The 21,005-nt window shown below is 68.5% G+C and carries 17 protein-coding genes; 9 read left to right on the top strand and 8 right to left on the bottom strand.

What is annotated here, in order from left to right; translation table 11 throughout:
• Positions 1-6: 6 nt before the first annotated feature.
• From GV007_RS03680 to GV007_RS03655, 6 genes are all read right to left on the bottom strand, one after another.
• Positions 7-984 carry an ABC transporter permease gene (locus GV007_RS03680; protein WP_160071055.1) on the bottom strand — a complete coding sequence of 326 codons (978 nt, stop codon included), beginning with the start codon at positions 982-984 and terminating at the stop codon, positions 7-9.
• 124 nt (positions 985-1,108) lie between these two features.
• The gene (locus GV007_RS03675; protein WP_160071054.1) at positions 1,109-2,758 is read right to left on the bottom strand and encodes an ABC transporter substrate-binding protein; all 1,650 of its coding nucleotides are present in this window, start codon (positions 2,756-2,758) and stop codon (positions 1,109-1,111) included.
• Between the two features lie 52 nt (positions 2,759-2,810).
• Positions 2,811-3,809: a LacI family DNA-binding transcriptional regulator gene (locus tag GV007_RS03670; RefSeq protein WP_236558281.1), complete on the bottom strand. Its 999-nt coding sequence runs from the start codon at positions 3,807-3,809 to the stop codon at positions 2,811-2,813.
• A 281-nt stretch (positions 3,810-4,090) separates the two neighbouring features.
• The gene (locus GV007_RS03665) at positions 4,091-5,212 is read right to left on the bottom strand and encodes a TerC family protein (RefSeq protein WP_160071052.1); all 1,122 of its coding nucleotides are present in this window, start codon (positions 5,210-5,212) and stop codon (positions 4,091-4,093) included.
• Positions 5,213-5,431: 219 nt separating this feature from the next.
• Positions 5,432-6,532, bottom strand: coding sequence for a substrate-binding domain-containing protein (locus GV007_RS03660; RefSeq protein WP_160071051.1), 1,101 nt, complete (start codon positions 6,530-6,532; stop codon positions 5,432-5,434).
• Positions 6,529-8,859 (bottom strand): heparinase II/III domain-containing protein, encoded by a 2,331-nt coding sequence (locus GV007_RS03655; protein WP_160071050.1) that lies wholly within the window; start codon positions 8,857-8,859, stop codon positions 6,529-6,531. The genes GV007_RS03660 and GV007_RS03655 overlap by 4 nt, the downstream gene beginning before the upstream one ends.
• A 149-nt stretch (positions 8,860-9,008) precedes the next feature.
• Here GV007_RS03655 and GV007_RS03650 point away from each other — a divergent pair, with 149 nt between their 5' ends.
• The 7 genes from GV007_RS03650 to GV007_RS03620 all read left to right on the top strand — a co-directional run bounded on the left by GV007_RS03650 (position 9,009) and on the right by GV007_RS03620 (position 16,966).
• Positions 9,009-10,937, top strand: a complete 1,929-nt coding sequence (locus tag GV007_RS03650) for a DUF2264 domain-containing protein (RefSeq protein WP_236558279.1) — start codon at positions 9,009-9,011, stop codon at positions 10,935-10,937.
• Positions 10,938-11,000: 63 nt separating this feature from the next.
• The gene (locus GV007_RS03645; protein ID WP_160071048.1) at positions 11,001-12,293 is read left to right on the top strand and encodes an ABC transporter substrate-binding protein; all 1,293 of its coding nucleotides are present in this window, start codon (positions 11,001-11,003) and stop codon (positions 12,291-12,293) included.
• Positions 12,294-12,360: 67 nt separating this feature from the next.
• Positions 12,361-13,308, top strand: a complete 948-nt coding sequence (locus GV007_RS03640) for a carbohydrate ABC transporter permease (RefSeq protein WP_160071047.1) — start codon at positions 12,361-12,363, stop codon at positions 13,306-13,308.
• On the top strand, positions 13,308-14,225 hold the full coding sequence (locus tag GV007_RS03635; RefSeq protein ID WP_228502158.1) for a carbohydrate ABC transporter permease: 918 nt from the start codon (positions 13,308-13,310) through the stop codon (positions 14,223-14,225). Before GV007_RS03640 ends, GV007_RS03635 begins: the two co-directional genes overlap by 1 nt.
• A 2-nt stretch (positions 14,226-14,227) precedes the next feature.
• Positions 14,228-14,890, top strand: a complete 663-nt coding sequence (locus tag GV007_RS03630) for a ferredoxin-NADPH reductase (protein WP_160071046.1) — start codon at positions 14,228-14,230, stop codon at positions 14,888-14,890.
• Between the two features lie 32 nt (positions 14,891-14,922).
• Positions 14,923-16,092, top strand: a complete 1,170-nt coding sequence (locus GV007_RS03625; RefSeq protein ID WP_160071045.1) for a glycoside hydrolase family 88 protein — start codon at positions 14,923-14,925, stop codon at positions 16,090-16,092.
• 16 nt (positions 16,093-16,108) lie between these two features.
• Positions 16,109-16,966: a fumarylacetoacetate hydrolase family protein gene (locus tag GV007_RS03620; protein WP_160071044.1), complete on the top strand. Its 858-nt coding sequence runs from the start codon at positions 16,109-16,111 to the stop codon at positions 16,964-16,966.
• A 22-nt stretch (positions 16,967-16,988) separates the two neighbouring features.
• Here the strand turns inward: GV007_RS03620 and GV007_RS03615 are convergent, their stop codons facing one another.
• Complete coding sequence (locus GV007_RS03615) at positions 16,989-17,210, bottom strand: hypothetical protein (protein WP_160071043.1); 222 nt, start codon at positions 17,208-17,210, stop codon at positions 16,989-16,991.
• Between the two features lie 232 nt (positions 17,211-17,442).
• On the opposite strand from GV007_RS03615, the gene GV007_RS03610 reads away from it, so the two are divergent.
• Together GV007_RS03610 and GV007_RS03605 are read left to right on the top strand one after the other, a co-directional pair.
• Positions 17,443-18,291: an endo alpha-1,4 polygalactosaminidase gene (locus GV007_RS03610; RefSeq protein WP_160071042.1), complete on the top strand. Its 849-nt coding sequence runs from the start codon at positions 17,443-17,445 to the stop codon at positions 18,289-18,291.
• A 488-nt stretch (positions 18,292-18,779) separates the two neighbouring features.
• Entirely contained in the window at positions 18,780-19,802 is a 1,023-nt protein-coding gene (locus GV007_RS03605; RefSeq protein ID WP_160071041.1) for a hypothetical protein, read from the top strand.
• Between the two features lie 102 nt (positions 19,803-19,904).
• On the opposite strand, the gene GV007_RS03600 is transcribed toward GV007_RS03605, so the two are convergent.
• Positions 19,905-20,900 (bottom strand): helix-turn-helix domain-containing protein, encoded by a 996-nt coding sequence (locus tag GV007_RS03600; protein WP_160071040.1) that lies wholly within the window; start codon positions 20,898-20,900, stop codon positions 19,905-19,907.
• Positions 20,901-21,005: the final 105 nt, after the last annotated feature.

Raw genomic sequence — 21,005 nt, 5'->3', positions numbered from 1 at the left:
TACCTCTCAGCGCACGCGAACGCGCGGGTCGAGTCGGACGTAGATGAGGTCGACGAGGAAGTTCGCGAGGAGCACCGCGGCGGTGATCGTGAGGAACAGGCCCTGCATGAGCGGGTAGTCGAGGCCCTGGACGGCGGCGAGCAGCTGGTAGCCGACGCCCGGGTAGGCGAAGACGACCTCGGTGAGCAGGGCGCCGCCGACGATGAAGCCGAGGCTCATCCCGATGGAGGTGACGCTCGGGAGCAGCGCGTTCCTGGCCCCGTACCGGAGCATGACACGCGACGAGCTGAGCCCCTTCGCCTCCGCCATGAGGATGTAGTCCTCTGAGTTCGTGGCGATCATCGTGTTGCGCATGCCGAGCATCCACCCGCCGATCGACACGAGCACGATGGAGAGCGCAGGCAGGACGAGGTGCGCCGCGACGTCGCTGATGAACACCGGATCCCACGACGGGGTGAGGCCGACGCTGAACGCGTGGCGCAGCGGGGCCCACCCGAGCATGACTCCGAAGACGTAGAGCGCGCCCATCGCGAGCCAGAAGTAGGGGAACGAGCCGATGAAGACCAGGAAGGGCGGAACGATCGAGTCGAGCACTCCGCCCCGACGCCACGCGGCCAGGATGCCGAGGAGGTTGCCGATGATCACGGCGATGAACAGCGAGACGGCGCCGAGCAGCAGCGTCCACGGCAGCTGCTGGGCGATGACCTCCGTCACGGGCGTCGGGAACCTCGAGATGGAGACGCCGAAGTCGCCGGTGAGGATCCGGACCAGGTACTCGGGGTACTCCTGCCACCATGGGCCACCGTTCACGCCGAGCATCTCGCGGAGTGAATCGACCTGCTCAGGGTCGAGGCGCTGTTGAGAACGCGAGAGCATGCGCGTCACGGGGTCCCCCGGCATGAGACGCGGTAGGAGAAAATTGAGGGTTATGGAGACCCAGAAGGCCAGCAGGTAGAACCCGAGCCTGCGCAGAATGAAGCTCACGACATCCTCCTCGATGGATGGAGCGGGTGGAGTTGATGGGGCGGCGGCGCGGCCCCTTCAGGGCAGGCGGCGGCTGGGCCGCCGGCCGGGATGTGGCCCGGCCGGCGGCGAGAAAAGGCGGCTGTTACTCGGCGGGCGTCAGCTTCGTGAGCACGAGCACGGTGGTGGAGGAACGGGTCGCGAGGGTCGCATACGGGTCCTCCTCCGTCGGCCAGCCGACGAAGCGCTCGGTCGTGTACGCACCCCATTCGGGGCCGGAGAACAGGGGGACGACCGGGGTCTGCTCCGCGAAGAGCTGCTGCAGGCCCGAGGTCGCGGCGGCCTGCTGCTCCGGCTCGGAGGCGCTGGCCAGCTCGGAGAGCAGCGCATCGGCGTCCGCACTGCCGAAGCGGTGGTAGTTGTCGAAGGTCTGCTCGCCGACGGGAACGACGGTCTCCGTCGACATCGTGTTGCGGTAGTACTGGTACGGAGTCGGCGCGGCGGCGCTCCAGACGATGCCGGTCTCGAAGTCGCCGGTCTCGTATCCGGCGACGACCGAGGCCCAGTCGGGCGAATCGACGGTCGCCTGGATGCCGAGCTCGCCCAGGTTCTGCGAGATGATGTTCGCGACCGAGAGCCAGTCGCTCGAGGTCGAGCCGACGGAGATGGTGAACGAGAACGGCTGGCCGTCCGGGGTGGTCCGCGTCCCGTCTGCGCCCTCCGGGTATCCCGCGGCATCGAGGAGGTCTGCCGCCGCTGCGAGGTCGAGCGAGGCCCAGCCGCAGGAGCTCGCAACCGCCTCGTCGCGCCAGGTGTCGTATGCGCCAGAGAGCCCGGTGCAGTCCGCCGCCGTCGTGTAGCCGGACATCCCGACGTCGACGATCTGCTTGCGGTCGAGCGCCATGGAGAGCGCCTGCCGGACGCGGACGTCGGAGAACATCGGGAGGGTCGTGTTGAGCTGCCAGTTGATCATCGATCCCGTCGGCGGGAACCAGTAGTGCCGCTTCTCGGGGTCACGGTCGACGAACGCGGTCTGGATGTTCGGAATGTACTGCGGCGCCCAGTCGACATCGCCGTTGATAGCCGCCAGGTTGGCCCCGTCGTTTCCGGCGAACGCCAGCATCCGGATGCCTGGGATGTTCTGCGCGCCCTCCTGCCAGTAGTTCGGGTTCGGCAGGAGGTCGAACGACTGCGCTTGGAAGTTCGTGACCTCCGTGTAGGGGCCGGTGCCGACGGGCAGAGGGTTCTCGAAGTTGCCGGGATCTTCCTGGGCCGCCCAGATGTGCTCGGGGACGAGCGTCAGCTGGCCCAGCTCGTAGAGTGCCGGGCTGTACGGCTTCGAGAGTGTGAACTCGACCGTGTCCGCGTCGACGGCCTTGGCGTCGGCGAGATAGTCGAATCCGCCGAGCAGCTCACGCTGCAGGTCGACGGTGAACACGACGTCGTCGGCGGTGAACGCCTCGCCGTCGGACCACAGCACGCCGTCGCGGAGGTCGAAGGTCTGCGTGAGGCCGTCGCCGCTCGTCTCCCAGGACTCGGCGAGCCACGGCACGGTGTCGCCAGCGGCGGGGTTGTAGATGAGCATCGACTCGTAGATCGCCTGCTGCGTCATCGGGGCGGCGGTTGGCGAGAACGGGTTGAAGTTCTGGCTGAACGTTCCCATGTCCTCGCGAGGGATCGTCAGGAGTGCTTCACCGGCGCCGGAAGCGGACGCAGTGCAGCCGGACATGGCGACCGCGGCAACGGCGCCCATGCCGACCACGGTGACGACGCGCTGTCTGATGGATAGGGTCATGGTGTCTCTTTCTTCGCGTGCGTAGGAGTTCGCAGGGGAGGGATTTGCTCGATCATCGGATTCGACCTCCGATGGACGAGCGCGAGCGCAGCGGGCAGGCGATCTCGATCTGTCGATCGGTGATCGCCTCGCCCGCTGCCAGCGAGGTGAGCATGGTCACCCCTGCCGCGCCCATCTCCTCGAAGGGAAGGGCGACGGTGGTCAGGCCGGGTCGCAGGTAGCCGGCCAGGATCTCCTGGTCGTCGAAGCCCACGACGGAGATGTCCTCGGGAATCCGGAGCCCGCGTTCCTTGATGGCGTCGTAGGCGCCCATCGCGACGCGGTCGTTGCCGCAGAAGATCGCTGTCGGGCGCTCGGGGAGATCGAGGAGTCTGGTGGCCGCGGCGTAACCGCCATCCGCTGTCCCGTCGCTCGACTCGATGAGCTCGTCGCCGAGGGGGAGCCCCGCTAGGCGCATCTCGTCGCGGAGGCCTGCGAGGCGGCCGACCGTCGCCGCGATGCCGGGGGCGAGCGTGATGTGGCCGATGCGCTCGTGTCCGGCGTCGAGGAGCGCACGAGCTGCCGTGCGACCACCCTGGCGTTCGTCGGGGACGATGCTCGGCACTCGGTTGTCGAGGTCGTAGCAGTTCACCAGCACGCAGGGCACGTCGTGCGCGTTGTCCGGCACGCGGATGCCGCGGTGCCACGTCGCGGCGATGATGATGCCCTCGACCCGCTGCTCGAGCAGCTTCTCGATCGCGAGCGACTCCATGGTCGGCTCCTCGTCGCTCGGGGCGATGAGGAGGAAGCTGCCGAGCTCCCACGCAGCCGACTGGGCGCCCTTCACGATGTCGACGGCGAACGGGGCCGTCACGATCTCCGTGACGAGTCCGTACCAGCCGGTGCGCTGGACGGCGAGCGCCCTGGCTGCCGCATTCGGGCGGTACCCGAGCTCGGCGGCGGCATCGCGAATGCGACGCCTGGTGCCTTCCGGGATGGCCGCGTCCGTTCCGTTCAGAGCGAAGGAGACCGCCGTCCGGCTGACGCCCGCGTGGCGTGCCACGTCGGCCATGGTGACTGCCTTCGCACGCGCGGGACCCCCGTGTGTCGACGCATTCTGACCGCTCATTGGAATCCTGTCTTCATTGACTAACCCGCGTTAATGCGAGCGATAGGAGCACAGTACGACACTCACTAACGCGCGTCAACTGGAGCGCTGGCCCTGTCCTCGCCGAGGCGTCGCATCGCAGCTTTCGCCCCATCTGCGACGCTGCCCGGCGTTTCGCCCTCTGAGAGTGGTCTCAGAGGGCGAAACGCCGGGCAGCGTCTGCGGTGTCGGGATTCTGCGGCTTGCTAGGCGTCGCGGGAGTCGCCGCCGGAGACGGGGGACCCGCTCGCGGTCACTTCGCTCGCGCTCGCACCGCTCGACCCGGCGCTGGCGGCGCGGGGCGCATCCGCAGTGTCGGCGGCCGTCTCGATGGGCTCGTCCTGCACGGTGGAGCGCTCGGACTTGCTGCGGTCGTTCCGCGTCTTGAGGAGGCTCGCGATCGTGGCGACCGCGATGGTCGCGCCGATGAACGTGAGCGAGAACCAGATCGGGATCTCCGGCACCCACAGCAGCGGCTCGCCGCCGTTGATGAACGGAACCTCGTTGACGTGCAGGGCGTGGAAGACGAGCTTCACGGCGATGAAGCCGAGGATCACGGCGAGGCCCTGGCTGAGGTAGACGAGGCGCTCGAGCAGTCCGCCGATGAGGAAGAACAGCTGGCGCAGGCCCATGAGCGCGAAGGCGTTCGCGGTGAACACGATGTACGCCTCGTTGGTGAGCCCGTAGATCGCGGGGATCGAGTCGAGCGCGAAGACCAGGTCGATGAAGCCGATCGCGACGATCGTGAGGAGCATCGGGGTGACGAAGCGCTTGCCGTCCTTCTTCACGGTCATCTTGTCGCCGTGGTACTCATCCGTGACGGGGAGGATGCGGCGCACGAAGCGCATGAAGGCGTTGTTCGAGGGATCCCCGTGGTCGCCCTTGATCTGCTGGTAGGCGAGCACGAACAGCAGCGCGCCGAACAGGTAGAAGACCCAGGAGAAGTTCTCGATGAGGGCGGCCCCGACGGCGATGAAGCCACCGCGCATGATGAGCGCGATGACGATGCCGATCATCAGCACCTTCTGCTGGTAGATCTTGGGCACCGCGAAGCCGGTCATGATGATGAGGAACAGGAAGAGGTTGTCGAGCGACAGCGCCTTCTCGGTCAGGTAGCCGGCGAAGTACTCGCCGCCGTAGCGCCAGTCGGTGACGAATCCGATGCCGACGCCGAACAGCAGCGCGAGGCCGATGTAGAACGCCGACCAGCGGGCGGATTCGCCGATGGTGGGCTCATGCGGCTTCCGCACGTGGGCGAAGAACTCGTACACGAAGAAGGCGATCGTCACCGCGATCGTGATGAGCCAGACAGTGGTGGTGACCTGCATGGGGGTACTCCAAAGGGGGATTGGTGTTCAACAACGACACCAAGGTCTCCTCCACTCCGGCCGGCTTCCCTCTCGGGTGGTGCTGGCGGAACCGGTGCCCCGGAACGTGGACTCACGCTCGTATTGACGGGCACACCGCAGACGGGAGTACTCCCCTTGCTTCGGAAGAGCTTAGGGGGATGCGCGGGCGGGAAGGCTGGGAGAACGCCCGCAAACGGCTCAGCTGTCGCGAGGCGGCGCCGTGGAGAGTCGCGAGTTGAAGCTGGGGCTGAGCACGGTGCGGTGCACGGGGCGCGTCGGGTCGGCGATGCGCGCGAGGAGGGTCGTCACGGCGGCCCGCCCGAGCGAGGACCGGGGCGGGGTGACCGCGGTGAGCGCCGGCGTGAAGAGGTCGGCGACCTCGTCGTCGTAGGCGACCACCGACAGGTCCTCCGGCACGCTCAGCCCGCGGGCAAGCGCGACGTCGATGATCGCCATCGCCTCCCGGTCGGAGTGCACGAGCAAGGCCGTGACGCCGGCCTCGAGGACGGCATCGAGCACCGCATCCACTGCCCCCGAGAATCGCGGATCGCGGCGGTCGGGCAGGATGCGCTCGACGTGCTCGCCCGGCGTGAGGCCGAGCTCGCGGCACGCGGCGGACCAGCCCGCGATGATCTTGCGCGAGGTGGGGGAGTTCCGCGAGATGAAGAGGCCGACCTTGCGGTGCCCGAGCTGCGCGAGGTGGCGGGCTGCGAGCACTGCGCCCAGCGCGTGGTCGGTGGTGACCGATTCGGCCGGGGTGCGGTCGGGGCCGACGACGGCGTCACGTTCGGCGAGCACAAACGGCAGACCGGATTCGTGCAGCCATTCCATGACCTCGCGCGCGTGGTCGGTGTCGGTATTGGGTGCGACGACAAGGCCGGTGACGCCCTCGTGCTCGACCATGCGCTCGAGCACGGGCCGCTCATCCTGCATCTCGTAGGACGTGCCGCGGAGCAGGAGCTTCGCACCCTGCTCGCGGGCCGCCTGCTCCATGCCGCGGATGACGCGCGGCCAGTAGAAGTCGAGCGACGGCACGAGCACGCCGATGGTCTGCTGCGCGCCGTTGTTCCCCTGGCGCGCCTGCAGGGCCGGTGCCCCGTCGGGTGGGAGCACCGCGCCGCCGTGCACGCGCACGAGCAGCCCCTCCGCTTCGAGCTGCTGCAGGTCGCGTCGCAGCGTGACGGGGGTGACATCCAGAGCATCCGTGAGTTCGGCGACTCGCACCGCGCCGGACGCGAGCAGTCGCTCGAGGATGAGGTCCCGACGCTCGGTCGCGAGTCGTGATCCCTGTTCCATCATTCTGTGACCCCCACAGCTTCTGTCTGCCCGAGGGGCAGTGTCGAGTGCTCTTGTCGCACGGTGACGGTCAGCGTTGACCGGTGTGCGACGTCGAGGTCGAGTCGCACGAGTCTAGGGCCCCACACGTCCGTGAGCATCGGATCCTCGAGCTCGATGGGCGTCAGGCTCGCGTGGACGCCCTCGTCCCACGTGATGCGGATGCGCGGGGCCCCGGCGAGCGGGGTCACCGTCGCGCCGCGTTGAGCGGGGCCGTCGTTGTCACTGTGGTTGTCACCGTTGTTGTTGTTGTCGCTGTCGCTGTCGCTGTCGAGCGCAACCTCCCCGGCGAGCAGCAGCCGCAACTGCGTCGCACCGGCGGCTTCCGCGGCGGAGAGTTGTGGCGGAGTGCGGTTGGTGTCGTGCGCGAGCGCGTTTGGCCACAACTCTGCGGGCGCTGCGGATGCGGCTGGCGTGGGGGCGTGGGTCGCGGGTGTGGGTGTGGCGGCCGGTGCGGGCGCGGCTTCCGCGGCGGAGAGTTGTGGCGGAGTGCGGTTCGTGTCCGGCGCGATGGCGTTTGGCCACAACTCTGCGGGGTCTGCGGGTGCTGCGGGCGCTGCGGGGTCTGCGGGTGCCGCGGGGTCGGCGGGTGCCGGTGCCGGTGCGGGTGCAGGGCCGGGCTGTGCGAACCGCCAGGCGTCGTGGATGCGGACCTCGGCGCGCTCGCGGTCGAGGCGCACTTCGCGGCGCCAGGACTCGAGTTCAGCGACGTCGTAGGCGCCGGCGAGCTCCAGCTCGAGCGAGGGGGCATCCCCCGTCTGCACGTCGATGACGGTGGCGGCATGCTCGCGCCCCGTCGGCTGGCCGCGCCCGGCGACGAACGGCACGTTGTGCCACTCGCTCTGCATCGGCCACAGCTCGTAGCGGCGTTCGCTGAAGGTGCGGGCGTCGTAGCTGGGGCGGCCAGCGTCGACGATGACGGGCACACCGTCGGAGGCGACCAGGAAGTTGCCCACGTCGTTGTGGTTGTGGTGCTCGTTGTTGTGCCCGCCCTTGGTGGCGACGGAGAGCCCGGCGCTCGACCCTTCGCGCTCGCGGGCGACGAGCATCTGTGTGGACGGCAGCCAGGTTGCGGCGGGGGTCGGGGGAGTCGTGGCTCTCGCCTGCAGCCAGGCCGCATCCGTCATGCCGCGCAGCACCCGGCCGAGCCCCTCGGCCTCGACGGCCGCTGGCGAATCCGGGCGCCGATGGGAGGCGGCGAACCGCTGCGCGTCGAGGTCGCCCGCACGCACCGCGGCACGGTGGAGGGAGTGCCAGGGCTGGTCGGTGCTCGGCTTCGCCTGTCCGTCTGCGGCGTTCACGAACCAGCCGGCGCCCAGATGCATGCGGTGAGGGAAGGCCACGGTCTCGCGAAGCGCCGGGATGCTCGGCACGGGGTCGAGCCTGCCGCCGGTCGCGAAGGTGAGCAGGTCGAGGGCCTCGAGCAGGCGGCAGGCGCCGTTCCACCAGTAGGCGTAGCCCTCGTCGATGGCGCCGTCTTCGGGGAGCACGGCGACGTACCGGTCGAGTCCCTCCACGACGAGCGCGAGGATGCGGGCACGCTCGTCGGCCTCCGCCGGGTCGTCGAGGAGGCGCAGCGCGGCGACGAGCACGTTGCCGTGGATCCACGGGTTCCAATTGTGGGCGTCGCCGTCGAGGCCGAGCCAGTGCCAGTCACGGCGGCGCGTGAACGGCTCGAAGACCCGCACGCGTGCCTCGTGGCGGATGCGGGCTCGCACGCCCGGGTAGCGGGCGTCGAGCTGGTCGCCGAGCAGCTGGTCGACCCAGGCCAGCTGGCCGACGACCTCGCCTGCCCCAAGGTCGAGGTAGGGGTCGGTGACGGTCGCGACGACCGAGCCGTGGCGCTGGAGCGTGTCGTCGTGGGCGGGCCAGCACCAGGAGCTCTGCTCGCAGAGGAGGATGATGCCGTCGACGACGTCACCGAGCATCGCCGGGTCGGCGGTGGCGGCCACAGCGACGCGGGTGAGGCGTTCCTGCCGCGCGAAGGCGGGTGTCTCCCAGGCGAGGCGGTCGCCGTCTCCGTGGTAGCGGGCGGCGTCGCTTGCGAGCGGCTGCGGCCAGGGCGTGCCCCGCTCAGCGTCGGCGCGAGCGCTCAGTGCTGCGAGCGTGATCGGCTCGGGTTCGCCCGGCTCCCAGGCGGATGCGGGTGCTACGGGGAGGGCGTCGTTCGGGGCAGCGATCACCGCGCGGAGGGCGGTCGAGAGATCGAGGTCGCCTCGAAGCCCGAGCTGCGCCGTGAGGGCGTGCGTCAGGGGAGCGCGAAGCGGCGGCCTAGGCCTGGTGTCTGTCATCGTTGACCTCTTTCACAAATCGATCGTAAACGATCATGCACGATCATAACCGCATTGTTGTGATCGAGAATGATTGCTACGCTCGGAAATGTCACCACCCCCGAGGAGACGGTTCATCCTCCCTCGGACGGCAATTCAAAGGAGAATCCGTGTCCACTGCATTCACGCCCGCGTCGCCCGCCACCGCGGCGCAGTCAGCGTCGCAGTCGGCATGGACCCGCGACGACTGGACCGGCTACGCCGACCGCCTCCTCGCCGGAGCCATGGCCTGGGCCTCACCAGGCAAGGGCCGCATCACTCCTCCCGGCGCCGAGGGTGGCTACGGCCACGACATCGACGGCCTCGAGGGCTTCGCACGCACCTTCCTCCTCGCAGGATTCCGCATCGCCGGGGAGCGCGGCCAGGGCGTCGACTCGCTTATCGCCTTCTTCTCCGAGGGCATCCGAACCGGTGTGGACCCCGACGCCGTCGACCGCTGGGTGCGGCTCGAGGAGCATCCCCAGGCGAAGGTCGAGGCGGCGTCGCTCGCCCTCATCCTCGACCTCACGCGTCCCTGGATCTGGGATTCGCTCGACGAGCTCACGCAGCAGCGCGTCATCGACTACTTCGCTCCCGCCGTCGGCGACGACACCTACCCGCGCACCAACTGGCTCTGGTTCCGCCTCGTGGTCCAGACGTTCCTCCGCTCCGTCGGCGGCCCATGGTCGCCCGAGGACGTCACGGCGGACCTCGCGCTGCACGACTCGTTCGTGCGTGCCGACGGGTGGCTGTCCGACGGGGAAGAGCGCTCCTACGACCACTACGTCGGCTGGGCGCTGCACATCTACCCGGTCCTGTGGTCGCGGATGCGCGGAGCCGACGAGCTGGCGGGTAGCCGCCTCGCGGGCGACGTCGCCGCGCTCGACCGCTTCCTGCAGGACGCCGTGCACCTCATCGGCGGCGACGGCTCGCCGCTCCTGCAGGGCCGCAGCCTCATCTACCGCTTCGCCGCGGCGGCCCCGTTCTGGGTCGGCGCGCTCGCGGAGGTCCCCTCCGTGTCGCTCGGCGCCCTGCGGCACGCGGCCGAGAAGGTCGTCACCCACTTCGATCAGCGCGGAGTGCCCGACGAGCGCGGCCTGCTCACTATGGGCTGGCACGGCGAGTGGCGGCAGCTCGCGCAGGCCTACTCCGGGCCGGCGTCCCCGTACTGGGCGTCCAAGGGACTCCTGGGTGTGCTGCTTCCCGCAGACCACCCCGTCTGGGTCGCCGACCCCGAGCTGCTCCCCGTCGAGCGCGGCGACTTCGTGCGCACGATCGCGGCCCCCGGCTGGGTCGTCACCGGCACGAGCAGCGACGGCATCGTGCGCATCGCCAACCACGGCACCGACCACGCGAAGCCGAACACGCTCGTCGGCGACTCGCCCCTCTACGCCCGCCTCGCTTACTCGAGCGCAACGAGCCCGCTGCTCGACGACCTCGCCTGGCACGAGCCCCTCGAGCAGTCGGTGGCGCTCGTCGACGGAACCGGCACGGCCACCCATCGCGCCGCGATGGAGCTCCTCACCGCAAGCGAGGACGGCACCGCCGGCGTGGCCGCATCCACCTGGCTCGCCCACACGCTTGAGCCCGCGCTGAAGCAGCAGCGCCATGGTTCGGGCCTCGACGGCGACGCGACCGTCATCGCGCGGCTCACGGTCGTCTCCGTCGTCCGCGGCGCCGAGGAGGTGCGCCTCGCCCGGGTCACCGACACCGAGGCAGGGGTCGACGCGACCGACTGGCAGCTCCGCTGGGGCGGCTGGCCCGTCACGAGCCGACAGGACGCGCAGGTCACGAGCACGCTCCGCGGTCTGACTGCGGGCACGACGGCCCGAACCGTGACGAGGGCGGATGCAAGTCCGCTCGGCGCATCCACCCGGGTCCCGATCCTCGACGCCCCCGTCGAACCGGACACCTGGGTCGCCGCGCACCTCACCCTCGTGGGCGCAGACCACACCCCGAGCAGCACCACCGGCGTCGAACTCACCGAAGAGCGAGCCGCCATCACCTGGTCAGACGGAGCCCACAGCACCCTCGACCTCACCAACTACCGCCTCTCGTAGCCCGGGCGTCGGTTTTCAGAGATTCGAAGCGGATCTCGTTCATTGCAGCAAAGGAGCAGCACCATGAAGAAGCGCACCATGATCGCCACTGCGGGCCTCGCCGCCGCCGCACTGGCCCTCACCGGATGCAGTGGCGGCGGGAGCGTCGACCCAGACGGCCCCATCACGCTGTCGGTGTCGGGCTGGAGCGTCGCATCCACCCCCGAGTTCCAGCTGCTCGCAGACGGCTTCACGGAGAAGTACCCCGACGTGACCGTCGAGGTCGTCGACTACGACCCCGCCGAGTACAACACCCTCATCACCGCCGACCTCGCAGCGGGCTCCGGGCCGGACATCATCACCCAGAAGGAGATCAAGTTCGTCACGACCTTCCAGGAAGGCGGACAGCTCCTCGACGTCTCCGACGTCGCGCTCCCCGAGGGCATCAGCGGTGCCGAGTCGTACAACATCGACGGCACGACGTGGGCGGTTCCCTACCGCCAGGACTCGTGGGTGCTCTACTACAACAAGGCACTCTTCGACGAGGCAGGCGTCGCCTACCCAGACGGCAGCTGGACCTGGGATGACTACGTCGAGAACGCCGACCTCCTGACCACGAACCTCGCCAGTGCAGGTTCGACCGCCAAGGGCGCTCATCAGCACAGCTGGCAGTCGACCGTGCAGGGCTTCGCCAACGCGCAGGCCGGCGGCGACATCTTCAGCGGCGAGTACGACTACTTCGCGCCCTACTACGACAAGTCCCTCAAGCTCCAGGACGACGGCGCGCAGGCCTCCTTCAACACGGTCACGGCCAACAAGCTCACCTACCAGGGCGAATTCGGCAAGCAGAACGCCGCGATGATCCCCATGGGCTCGTGGTTCGTCGCGACCCTCATCTCGCAGCAGGCCTCCGGCGAAGCGGACGACTTCGAGTGGGGCATCGCACCCGTCCCGCAGATGGATGCATCCACCACCGGCATGGACAACACCCCCGTCACGTTCGGTGACCCGGCAGGGTTCGGCATCAACGCCAACATCGACGAGGGCAAGACGCAGGCCGCGAAGGACTTCCTCGCCTACGCCGCCAGCGAAGAGGCAGCAACCAAGCTCGCGGGCATCGGCATCACCCCGGCGCTCCTGAGCGACCCCGTCGTCGAGGCGTACTTCGCCGTCGAGGGCGCTCCGCAGGACGAGCTCTCCGCATTCGCCGTGCAGACGCACGAGACGCTCCCCGAGAGCCCGACCAACTCGAAGACCGCAGCCGTCCAGAACATCCTGAACGACATGCACTCCTCGATCCTCTCCGGTTCCAAGTCGGTGCAGGACTCCATCACTGAAGCCGAGGGCCGCGTGGCCAACGAAGTCGGCCTCGACTAACCCCCCTTGCCGTCGGTCGGCCGGTGCTCTCTCACCGGCCGACCGGCACCCTCTCTCCAGGAGAATCATGACCACCACCACGGAACCGACGCCGCCGTCGGCAGCCCCGCCGGAGTTGACAGCCGAGGCGCGCAAGCAGCGCAACCGCCTGCGAAGGAAGACAACCCTCGTCGGGTGGAGCTTCATCCTGCCGAACTTCATCGGGTTCGCGACGCTGACGCTCGTGCCCGTCATCGTGATGTTCTACATGTCTCTCACGAACTGGAACATCTTCGGCACGTCCACGTTCATCGGCTTCGACAACTTCACGCGCCTCTTCAACGACGGCAGCTTCCAGGTCGCCTTCGGCAACACCATCTACTACTCGGTGCTGCACATCCCGCTCACGATCGTCGTCTCGCTGGGCCTCGCCCTGCTGCTCAACAACAAGCTCCGCGGCGTCGCGTTCTTCCGCACCGCCGCGTTCTTCCCCTACATCACGTCGATCGTCGCGATCGCGCTCGTCTGGAACCTGCTCTTCAGCCCGGACTTCGGCCCCATCAACGAGGGCCTGCGCCTCATCGGCATCGACAACCCGCCGGGCTGGCTCACCTCAACGGAGTGGGCGATGCCGGCGGTGGTCATCATCAGCACGTGGCGCGACATGGGCTACTACATGGTGCTCTTCCTCGCGGCCCTCCAGACGGTGCCGCCCGAGCTGCACGAGGCCGCCCGAGTCGACGGCGCCAACGCCTGGCAGCGCTTCTGGAACGTCACCCTCCCGTGCCTGCGCCCGACCATGTTCTTCGTCACCGTCATGCTGACGATCAACTCCTTCAAGATCTTCGACCTCATCCTCGTGCTCACCGAGGGCGGGCCGGGACAGTCCACGACTGTCATCTCACAGTTCATCTACCGCAAGGGCTTCGAGGAGAACGAGTTCGGATACGCGTCAGCGGCGTCCGTCGTGCTGTTCTTCCTCTGCATCGTCGTCACGATCATCCAGTTCCTGTGGAACAAGCGGAAGGACAACTGATGTCCCAGACCATGGCAGTCGTCCTCCCAGAAGAGGACTCACGTCGCCTCCTCATCGACCCGCCCGCGCATCCCGCGGCAGCCGGCAAGAAGAAGAAGGCCGGGCTCGCGAAGGCGCTGCTCTACATCGCGCTGATCCTCGCTGCGGCAGCCATGCTCACGCCGTTCTTCTGGATGATCATGAGCTCCCTCAAGGACGCGAACGCCGTCTTCTCGGTGCCGGTGAGATGGATTCCCGAGGTCTTCGTCTGGCAGAACTACATCGACATCTGGACCAAGTCGGACATCATGACCTGGATCGGCAACACGCTGTTCCTCTCGGTCACCGTCACGGCGCTTCAGGTGCTCACCGGCTCGTTCGCCGCCTACGGCTTCTCGCGAGTCAAGTTCCCCGGCCGCGATGCGCTGTTCCTGCTCTACGTCGGAACGATCGCCGTGCCGTGGCAGTCGTACATGATCCCGCAGTTCATCATGCTCTCCAACGCGAACCTCTCGAACACGCTCTGGGCGATCATCCTGCTGCAGGCCTTCGGCGCCTTCGGGGTGTTCCTCATGAAGCAGTTCTACGAGTCCATCCCCATGGAGCTCTCCGAAGCCGCCCGCCTCGACGGCCTCAGCGAGTACGGCATCTGGCGCCGCATCATGCTGCCGCTCTCGATTCCCGCCATCGCCAGCCTCTCGCTGCTCACCTTCGTGAACACCTGGAACGACTACCTCGGACCGCTCATCTACCTGCGCGACCCGAGCCTCTGGACCATGCAGCTCGGTCTGAAGAACTTCGTCTCCAGCCTCTACGACGTCGACTACGGCGTGCTCTTCGCGGGGCTCACGATCTCGGTTGTCCCGATCGCGATCGTCTTCCTCCTCGGCCAGCGGTACTTCGTCGAAGGCGTCGCCACAAGCGGACTGAAGGGCTGATCGTGAAGCGCATCCCGCACAGCATCTACTCGACGGCATTCAACGTCGCGTACCTCGCCCTCGGCGTGAACGCCATGCTCGCCATCATGAGCCTGCCGTTCCTCGTGCTGCTCGTGACGACGGACCCATCGCTGTCGTGGCCGCTGCTCGCGGCGAGCGCGGCGCTCACGGGACCGGGCATCGCCGGCGCCTTCGCGACCTTCCGCGCGCATGCTGAGGGCGACGGCGACGTGATCCGCGCGTTCCTCCGCGGGGTGCGCCGCACCTGGAAGCGCGCCCTCGTGATCTCGGCGGTCACCTCCGCCGTCGTCACGGTCGCGCTTGTGGACATCTTCGTCCTCGTCCCCACCGGCATCGGCGTCCTCCTCGTTCCGCTGCTGGCCGTCGTCGCGATCCTGACGCTCGCGACCGCAGCGGTGTCGCTCGTCGCCATCACGCAGGCCGACGACACGCGCCTGCTCGTGCTGGTGCGCGCATCCCTCTTCCTCGCCGTGCGCCGCTGGCCGATGACCTTCGCGTCCTTCGCGATCGTCGCCGTCCAGGCCGCGGTCCTCACCGCGGCCCCGGCCATCGCCATCGGGCTCTCCGCCGCCGCCTGCCTCTACGTCGTCTGGGCTGGCGGCCGATACACCCTGCAGCAGACCCCGGCACACGCCGCGGCCTGACGGACACCACGAACTCACTCGAAGGAATCCCCATGACTTTCGCGCCCGCATCCACGACCGTGGAGAACGCGCTGGCAGCGGCCACCGAAACCGTCCGACGCAACATCGTCGCGTTCGGCGCCGCCTACCCTGACGACACGACCACCGACGGCCGCTACCTGCTGCGACCCGCGACCGAGGCCTTCGCCGAGGGGGCCAACCGCGGTTGGACCACGAGCTTCTGGCCGGGCATGATGTGGCTCGCCGGTGATGCCACCGGCGACGCGGCCTTCCACGAAGCCGCCCTCGCGCACGCCGCTGACTTCGAACGTCGTCTCTACGGGGACGAGGACCTCGAGACCCACGACCTCGGGTTCCTGTACTCGCTCTCGGTCGTCACCGCGTGGAAGCAGACCGGCGACGAGCGCTGGCGCACCGCCGGGATCAAGGCGGGGGAGCGGCTCATGACGCGCTTCCTCGAGCCGGCCGGCATCCTGCAGGCCTGGGGGGACCTCAGCGACCCAGCGCAGCGTGGCCGCGCCATCATCGACAGCCTCATGAATATGCCGCTGCTCACGTGGGTCGGCGAGCAGACGGGCGACCCCCGATACGCGGATGCGGTCCGCCGCCACACGGAGCAGCTGCGCACGCAGATCTTCCGCGCCGACGACTCCACGTTCCACACGTTCTACTGGGACGCGGAGACCGGCGAGCCCCTGCGCGGGGGCACCGAGCAGGGCGCGTTCGACGAGTCGTGCTGGGCGCGCGGGGAAGCCTGGGGCATCTACGGCTTCGCGCTCAACTCGCAGGCCGTTGGCGACTCGAGGCAGCTCGAGGCTGCCTGGAGGTGCGCCGACTACTACCTCGCGCACCTGCCGAGCGACGGCATCCCCTACTGGGATCTCGTCTACACCGAGGGCAGCGACGCTCCCCGCGACAGCTCGGCCGCCGCGATCGCCGCGTGCGGGTTCTTCGAGCTCGCCGCGGTCGAGCCCGACCCCGAGCGGTCGTCGCGCGCACGCAAAGCCGCATACGCGCAGCTCGACGCGCTCATCGCCGAGGCGACGCCGCGGCCGGCCGAGTCCTCTGACGCGCTCCTCCTGCACGGCGTGTACGACATGCCGAAGCTCGTGGGCGTCGACGAGGGAACGCTCTGGGGCGACTACTTCTTCCTGGAGGCGCTGACGCGCGCGTCACGCCCCGACTGGCAGCGGTACTGGTGAGCGGGGGAGCAGGCGCATGAGAATCGTCACCTGGGATCGTGCAGGGCAGAGCGTGCCCGCGGCCCTCGTCGAGTCGCCCGAGGGTGATCGGCTCCTCGACCTCTCCGGTCTCGTCGCATCGACACTCGAGCTGCTCTCCGACGAGCAGCTGCTCGCGGATGCGCGCGCCGCGGTCGCGTCGGCCGACCCCAGCGGCCTGCCGTGGCGCGACGGGGAGCGTCTGCTCGCGCCCGTGACGCCGCGTGTGCTGCTCTGCGTCGGCTACAACTATCGCGGCCATGTGGTCGCGGGTGGGGAAGGGCAGCCCGACCCCGAACGCCCGGACGTGTTCGTGAAGACCGCGAACACGCTGCTCGGTCCAGACGACGCCGTGCTCCTGCCCCCGCAGAGCAGCGACGTCGACTACGAGGGCGAGATCGGCCTGGTCATCGGACGGACGGCGCACGCCGTATCCGCCGAGGAGGCACTTTCGCACGTCGTCGGCTACACCCTCGTCAACGACGTCTCGGCCCGTGACTGGCAGAACCGCACCAGCCAGTGGACGCTTGGGAAGTGCTTCGACGGCTTCGCGCCGCTCGGGCCCGCCATCGTGACCGCGGACGAGATCGACGACCCCGCTGACCTGCTCGTCGAGGTCATCCGGGACGGGGAGACGACGGTCTCGCAGAGCACGTCGACGCTCATCTTCCCGTTCGCCGAGCTCGTCTCGTACATCTCGCAGTCCATCACGCTCCAGCCGGGGGACGTCATCGCGACGGGCACCCCGCAGAAGCTGCCGGACGCGCTCCGTGACCACCGCGCCGTCGCCGATGGCGACTCGGTGCGCATCCGCGTCGAGGGGATCGGCGAGCTCACGACGGTGTTCGCGGGCTAGCTCGTCTCCGTCGCACGGGAGATCACGCGAAGGTCCCGGCCGCGAGGCTCACGCCGCCGATGACGGCGCTCAGGGCGGCCAGCGCGGCCAGGATCACGCTGAGCACGCGCAGCCTGCGCTTCGAGGGGTTCTGTCGTCGGGATGCGAACGCCGCCGCCACGATCATGAGGGCGAAGAGGGCAGCGCTGCAGGCGAGGAGTGTCCATCCGACGAACTGCAGGACAGTGTCTGGCTGGTGAACCACGCAGCGACCGTTGCCGGGCCCGCCGCCTAGGCCGACGCCGTGAGGTCGGTGGCGCGTGCATCGTGCAAGGGGGCGTGGGGCGTGATGGGGGACACCGGCACTCCTTTGGGATAAGTCGACCAAGCTTAGGCGCAGCCTTCTTCTCAAGAGAAAGGATCTCGGGGTGAAAGGCGAGGTGAAATCGGCGGGAATACACAAAGAACCGTGATGTGCCTTGGAGCATGATGACTCCATGCGCGTCTTTCCAGCAGCTCTGCTTCTCGTCGTGAGTGTGTTCGCCTTGAGCGGCTGCGCGCAAGGCGGGACGAAGGTGTCCGCCGAGTCGACCGTGCCCCTCCCGCCCACGAGCGGCACCTTCGACTACCAGCTCGGCGAGCCGTACGACATCGACGGCGGCCTCGACGTCGTCGCCCGTGACGCCACTGCCGCACCGGACTCCGGGGCGTACAGCATCTGCTACGTGAACGGCTTCCAGACGCAGCCGGGGGAGTCCACGGCCTGGCTCCACGAGCGCAGCGAACTGCTGCTCCACGACGCCGCCGGTCAGCCGATCGTCGACCCGGACTGGCCAGACGAGTACATCCTCGACCCGTCGACGGCCGAGCAGCGCGACGGCATCCTCGACGTGATGGCCCCGATCATCACGGGATGCGCCGAGTCGGGTTTCGACGCCGTCGAGATCGACAACCTCGACACCTTCACGCGCTTCGACGCGTCCACGAGCGGCGGGGGAGCTGGCATCGACGAGAGCGGGGCCCTCGAGCTCGCGGCGGCCTACGTCGACGCCGCCCACGCTGCTGGCCTCGCGATCGGGCAGAAGAACGCGGCCGAGCTCGCCGACCGCGGCCGAGCCGAGCTGGGCTTCGACTTCGCCGTCGCGGAGGAGTGCGGCGCGTACGGGGAGTGCGACGCGTACGCGAGCGCCTACGGTGATCTCGTCCTGCAGATCGAGTACACCGATGACCTCGCAGGATCGCCTGAGCAGGTCTGCGCTGACGATAGCCGGGCTCCGCTCACGGTCATCCGCGACCGTGATCTTGGTGCTCCGGATGCATCGGACTACTTCAGGCTGCAGTGCTGAGCGAGGGCTCCCACGGCGCTGTCCACGGTTTACCGATTAGTTACTTCGCTTAACTAGCGCACTTAGCCGTGTAATCGTAGAATCGTTCTATCCCCTCAGTCGACCGATGCCGGTTGCCTGCCGCGATGAACTCATCGGACTCGGGCACTTTTGTGCGCCCGGAAGTCAGTATTTTGTCGCGCGCTATTCCAAGAATGAAATGGACGTATGAACAACGCCCCCGTATTGCATCTTCGGCGAGCCGCTCAACCCTCATAGTCGCAGCCGGCAGCCTCTCCGCCATCGCGGCTGGGCCGCTGCGCGCATCCGCATCTGCATCCGCGGCCACCTGGTCTCCGGCGCCACCGACGACACCCAGACGTCCTTCACCACCGGCTTCAACGCCGACCGAGGTGCGCGCCTCCGCTGACCCGCTGGTCCGCGGCCCCCAAACCCCCACAACCACGCCGAACTCTCACGTGGACCTTCGGCGTGCAAGAAAGGTCATCTTGACGAAGAATCCAGACGCCAACCCGTCCGAACTCAACCGCCGAAAGCTCCTCGGTGCAGCCGCATGGTCGGCACCCATCATCGCCCTCGCGGCAGCGACACCCCTCGCCGTCGCGTCCAGCTCGGGCGGAACCCGCACGCTCTCGACGCCGGGTTCCACGAGCATCCGGATCACCCCTCAGGTGCGCACCGTCGAGTTCACCGTCATCGGCGGCGGTGGAGGCGCGACCGCCACGTCCGCAAGCCCAGCCCACCAGGGCGGGCGCCTGGTCGGCACGATCACGCTGCCCGCGTCGACCACGAGCCGCAACCTCAACATCATCGTCGGCGGCGGCGCGACTGCCGCAGGAGTCGGTGGCACGGGGTACGGCAGCGGAGGCTCTGGCCCCGTCTACGGCGGCGGTGGCGGGTCTTCGATCGCACTCGAGGGCACCGTGCTCGTCGTTGCCGGTGGCGGCGGCGGTCGTTCCGTGGTCAGCGGAACGCAGAACACCTACACGGTGATCGACCGCTACGCGACGAACACCCAGGTGCCGTCGACCGGATCCAGCGCGGCAGGCTCGAACGGCATGACCCGCCAGGTGACCCAGACCTCCACCAGTCAGGTCTTCGTCGGTGCTCCGGGCTCCGCGGCCTCAGGCGCCACCGGTGGTGCGGGCGGAGTCTCGACGGCCAACTTCCCTGCCACGAACCCGAGCGGTGCAACGATCGTGCGCTCGGCCGGAGCGGCAGGCCAGAACCATGGCGCGGGTGCCAACGGCGGCGGGAACGGCGCGGCCGGCGCCACCGTCGGTGGTGGATCGACCGGTGCTGGTGGCGGAGGCTACGCGGGCGGCGGCTCGGGTGGCGCCATCCAGAAGTCGAACGCCAACCTGGTTGTCGAGGCAGCCGGCGGCGGTGGCGGTGGCTCCAACTTCACAGCGGCGAGCGGCGTGGTCGTCACGACCACGGGCACGAGCAACGTGCTGCCGATCGGCCCTGGCGGCCACAACGGCACGGTCATCGTGACGTGGCGAGCGTGATCTCCGGCTGACGCCCCACTGAGCAACAACGAAAGGCACCCGGCCACGTGCCGGGTGCCTTTCCTGTGCTCATCGGTGACGAAGTAGCCCGTCGTTGCGGACTCAGACCAGGGCGGACCCCGACGCGTTCTCCGAGGTGTTCTCCGCCGTGTTCTCCGAGGGGGATTCTGAGGGCGTTTCTGCGGCCGCGGCTCCAGCCTGAGCCTCGGCCTGCCCTGACTCGTCTGCGCTCGCCCTGCGGAACATCCGGAGGTTCCTGAACCCGCTGTAGGCGGCCGCGGCCTTCAGATCCTGCACCGTCGGGTCGCCCGTCCCGAGGAAGTCCTCCGCCAGCGCGAGACGGGTCTCGCGCAGCAGCCTCGCGGGCGTCGTGCCGGTCTCCCGGAACACTCGGTGGAGGTGCGACTGCGAGATGCCGAGCTGCTGTCCGAGATCGACCACTGAGAAGTTCGCGTCGTGAGCTTGCTCCGCGATGAGCTGGTGGGCGCGCATCAGCAGGGTCTTCGAGGGGCCCGCCACGGTACTCTCGCGAATCGACGAGCGCAGCACCGCGATCACGAGGTTCTCGATCGCGGTCCGCCAGGCGGGGAAGCCAGGGTTGTCCTCGTCGATCGACCCATCGAGGGATGCCATTGCCGCGCTGGTCAGGACCTTGCGGAGGTGCGCGTTCGGCGTGCGCGGTCCCGTGTAGTTGAGGTCGTTGCCGAGTACCGCCTTGATCTTCGACCGTCGGATCCCGAACAGGAGGCGAGTGGAAGCGTCGGTGGATTCGACGCGCATCGGCTCAGCGGACTCGTGGACGTAGAACGGCGACGGTGCGGAGCCCTCGGATTCGTTCTGGCCGTTCAGCCTCGTCGTGCCGCGCATCGCGAAGCTCAGGAAGACCAGGCCGTTGTCGTCTTGGGGGCGCGGCTTGATCTGGACCACCATGGGGGTCACCCAGATGCGGCCGATGACGATCGTGGGGCTCGTCGCGAGGTCGGCGAAGATCTTCACTTCGCCGTCCGCGGTCACGAGTTGCAGGCCTCGTGACTGGAGCCAGTCGACGGCCCTCTCACCACGCAGTGCGACATCGAGCTCCGAGATCACGGCCGTCATCTCCTTTCCGACTCACATCACGGCGGGCTTCGGTGGAACGGGGAGAACCCCTGCTGTGACCGCGGAAGGATCTGCGGGTTGAACGAAGCTGTATTGAGTCTCACT

The organism is Pseudoclavibacter sp. 8L (genome assembly GCF_902506465.1).
GTDB lineage: Bacteria > Actinomycetota > Actinomycetes > Actinomycetales > Microbacteriaceae > Pseudoclavibacter.
This window is presented reverse-complemented; position numbering and strand designations above follow the sequence as displayed.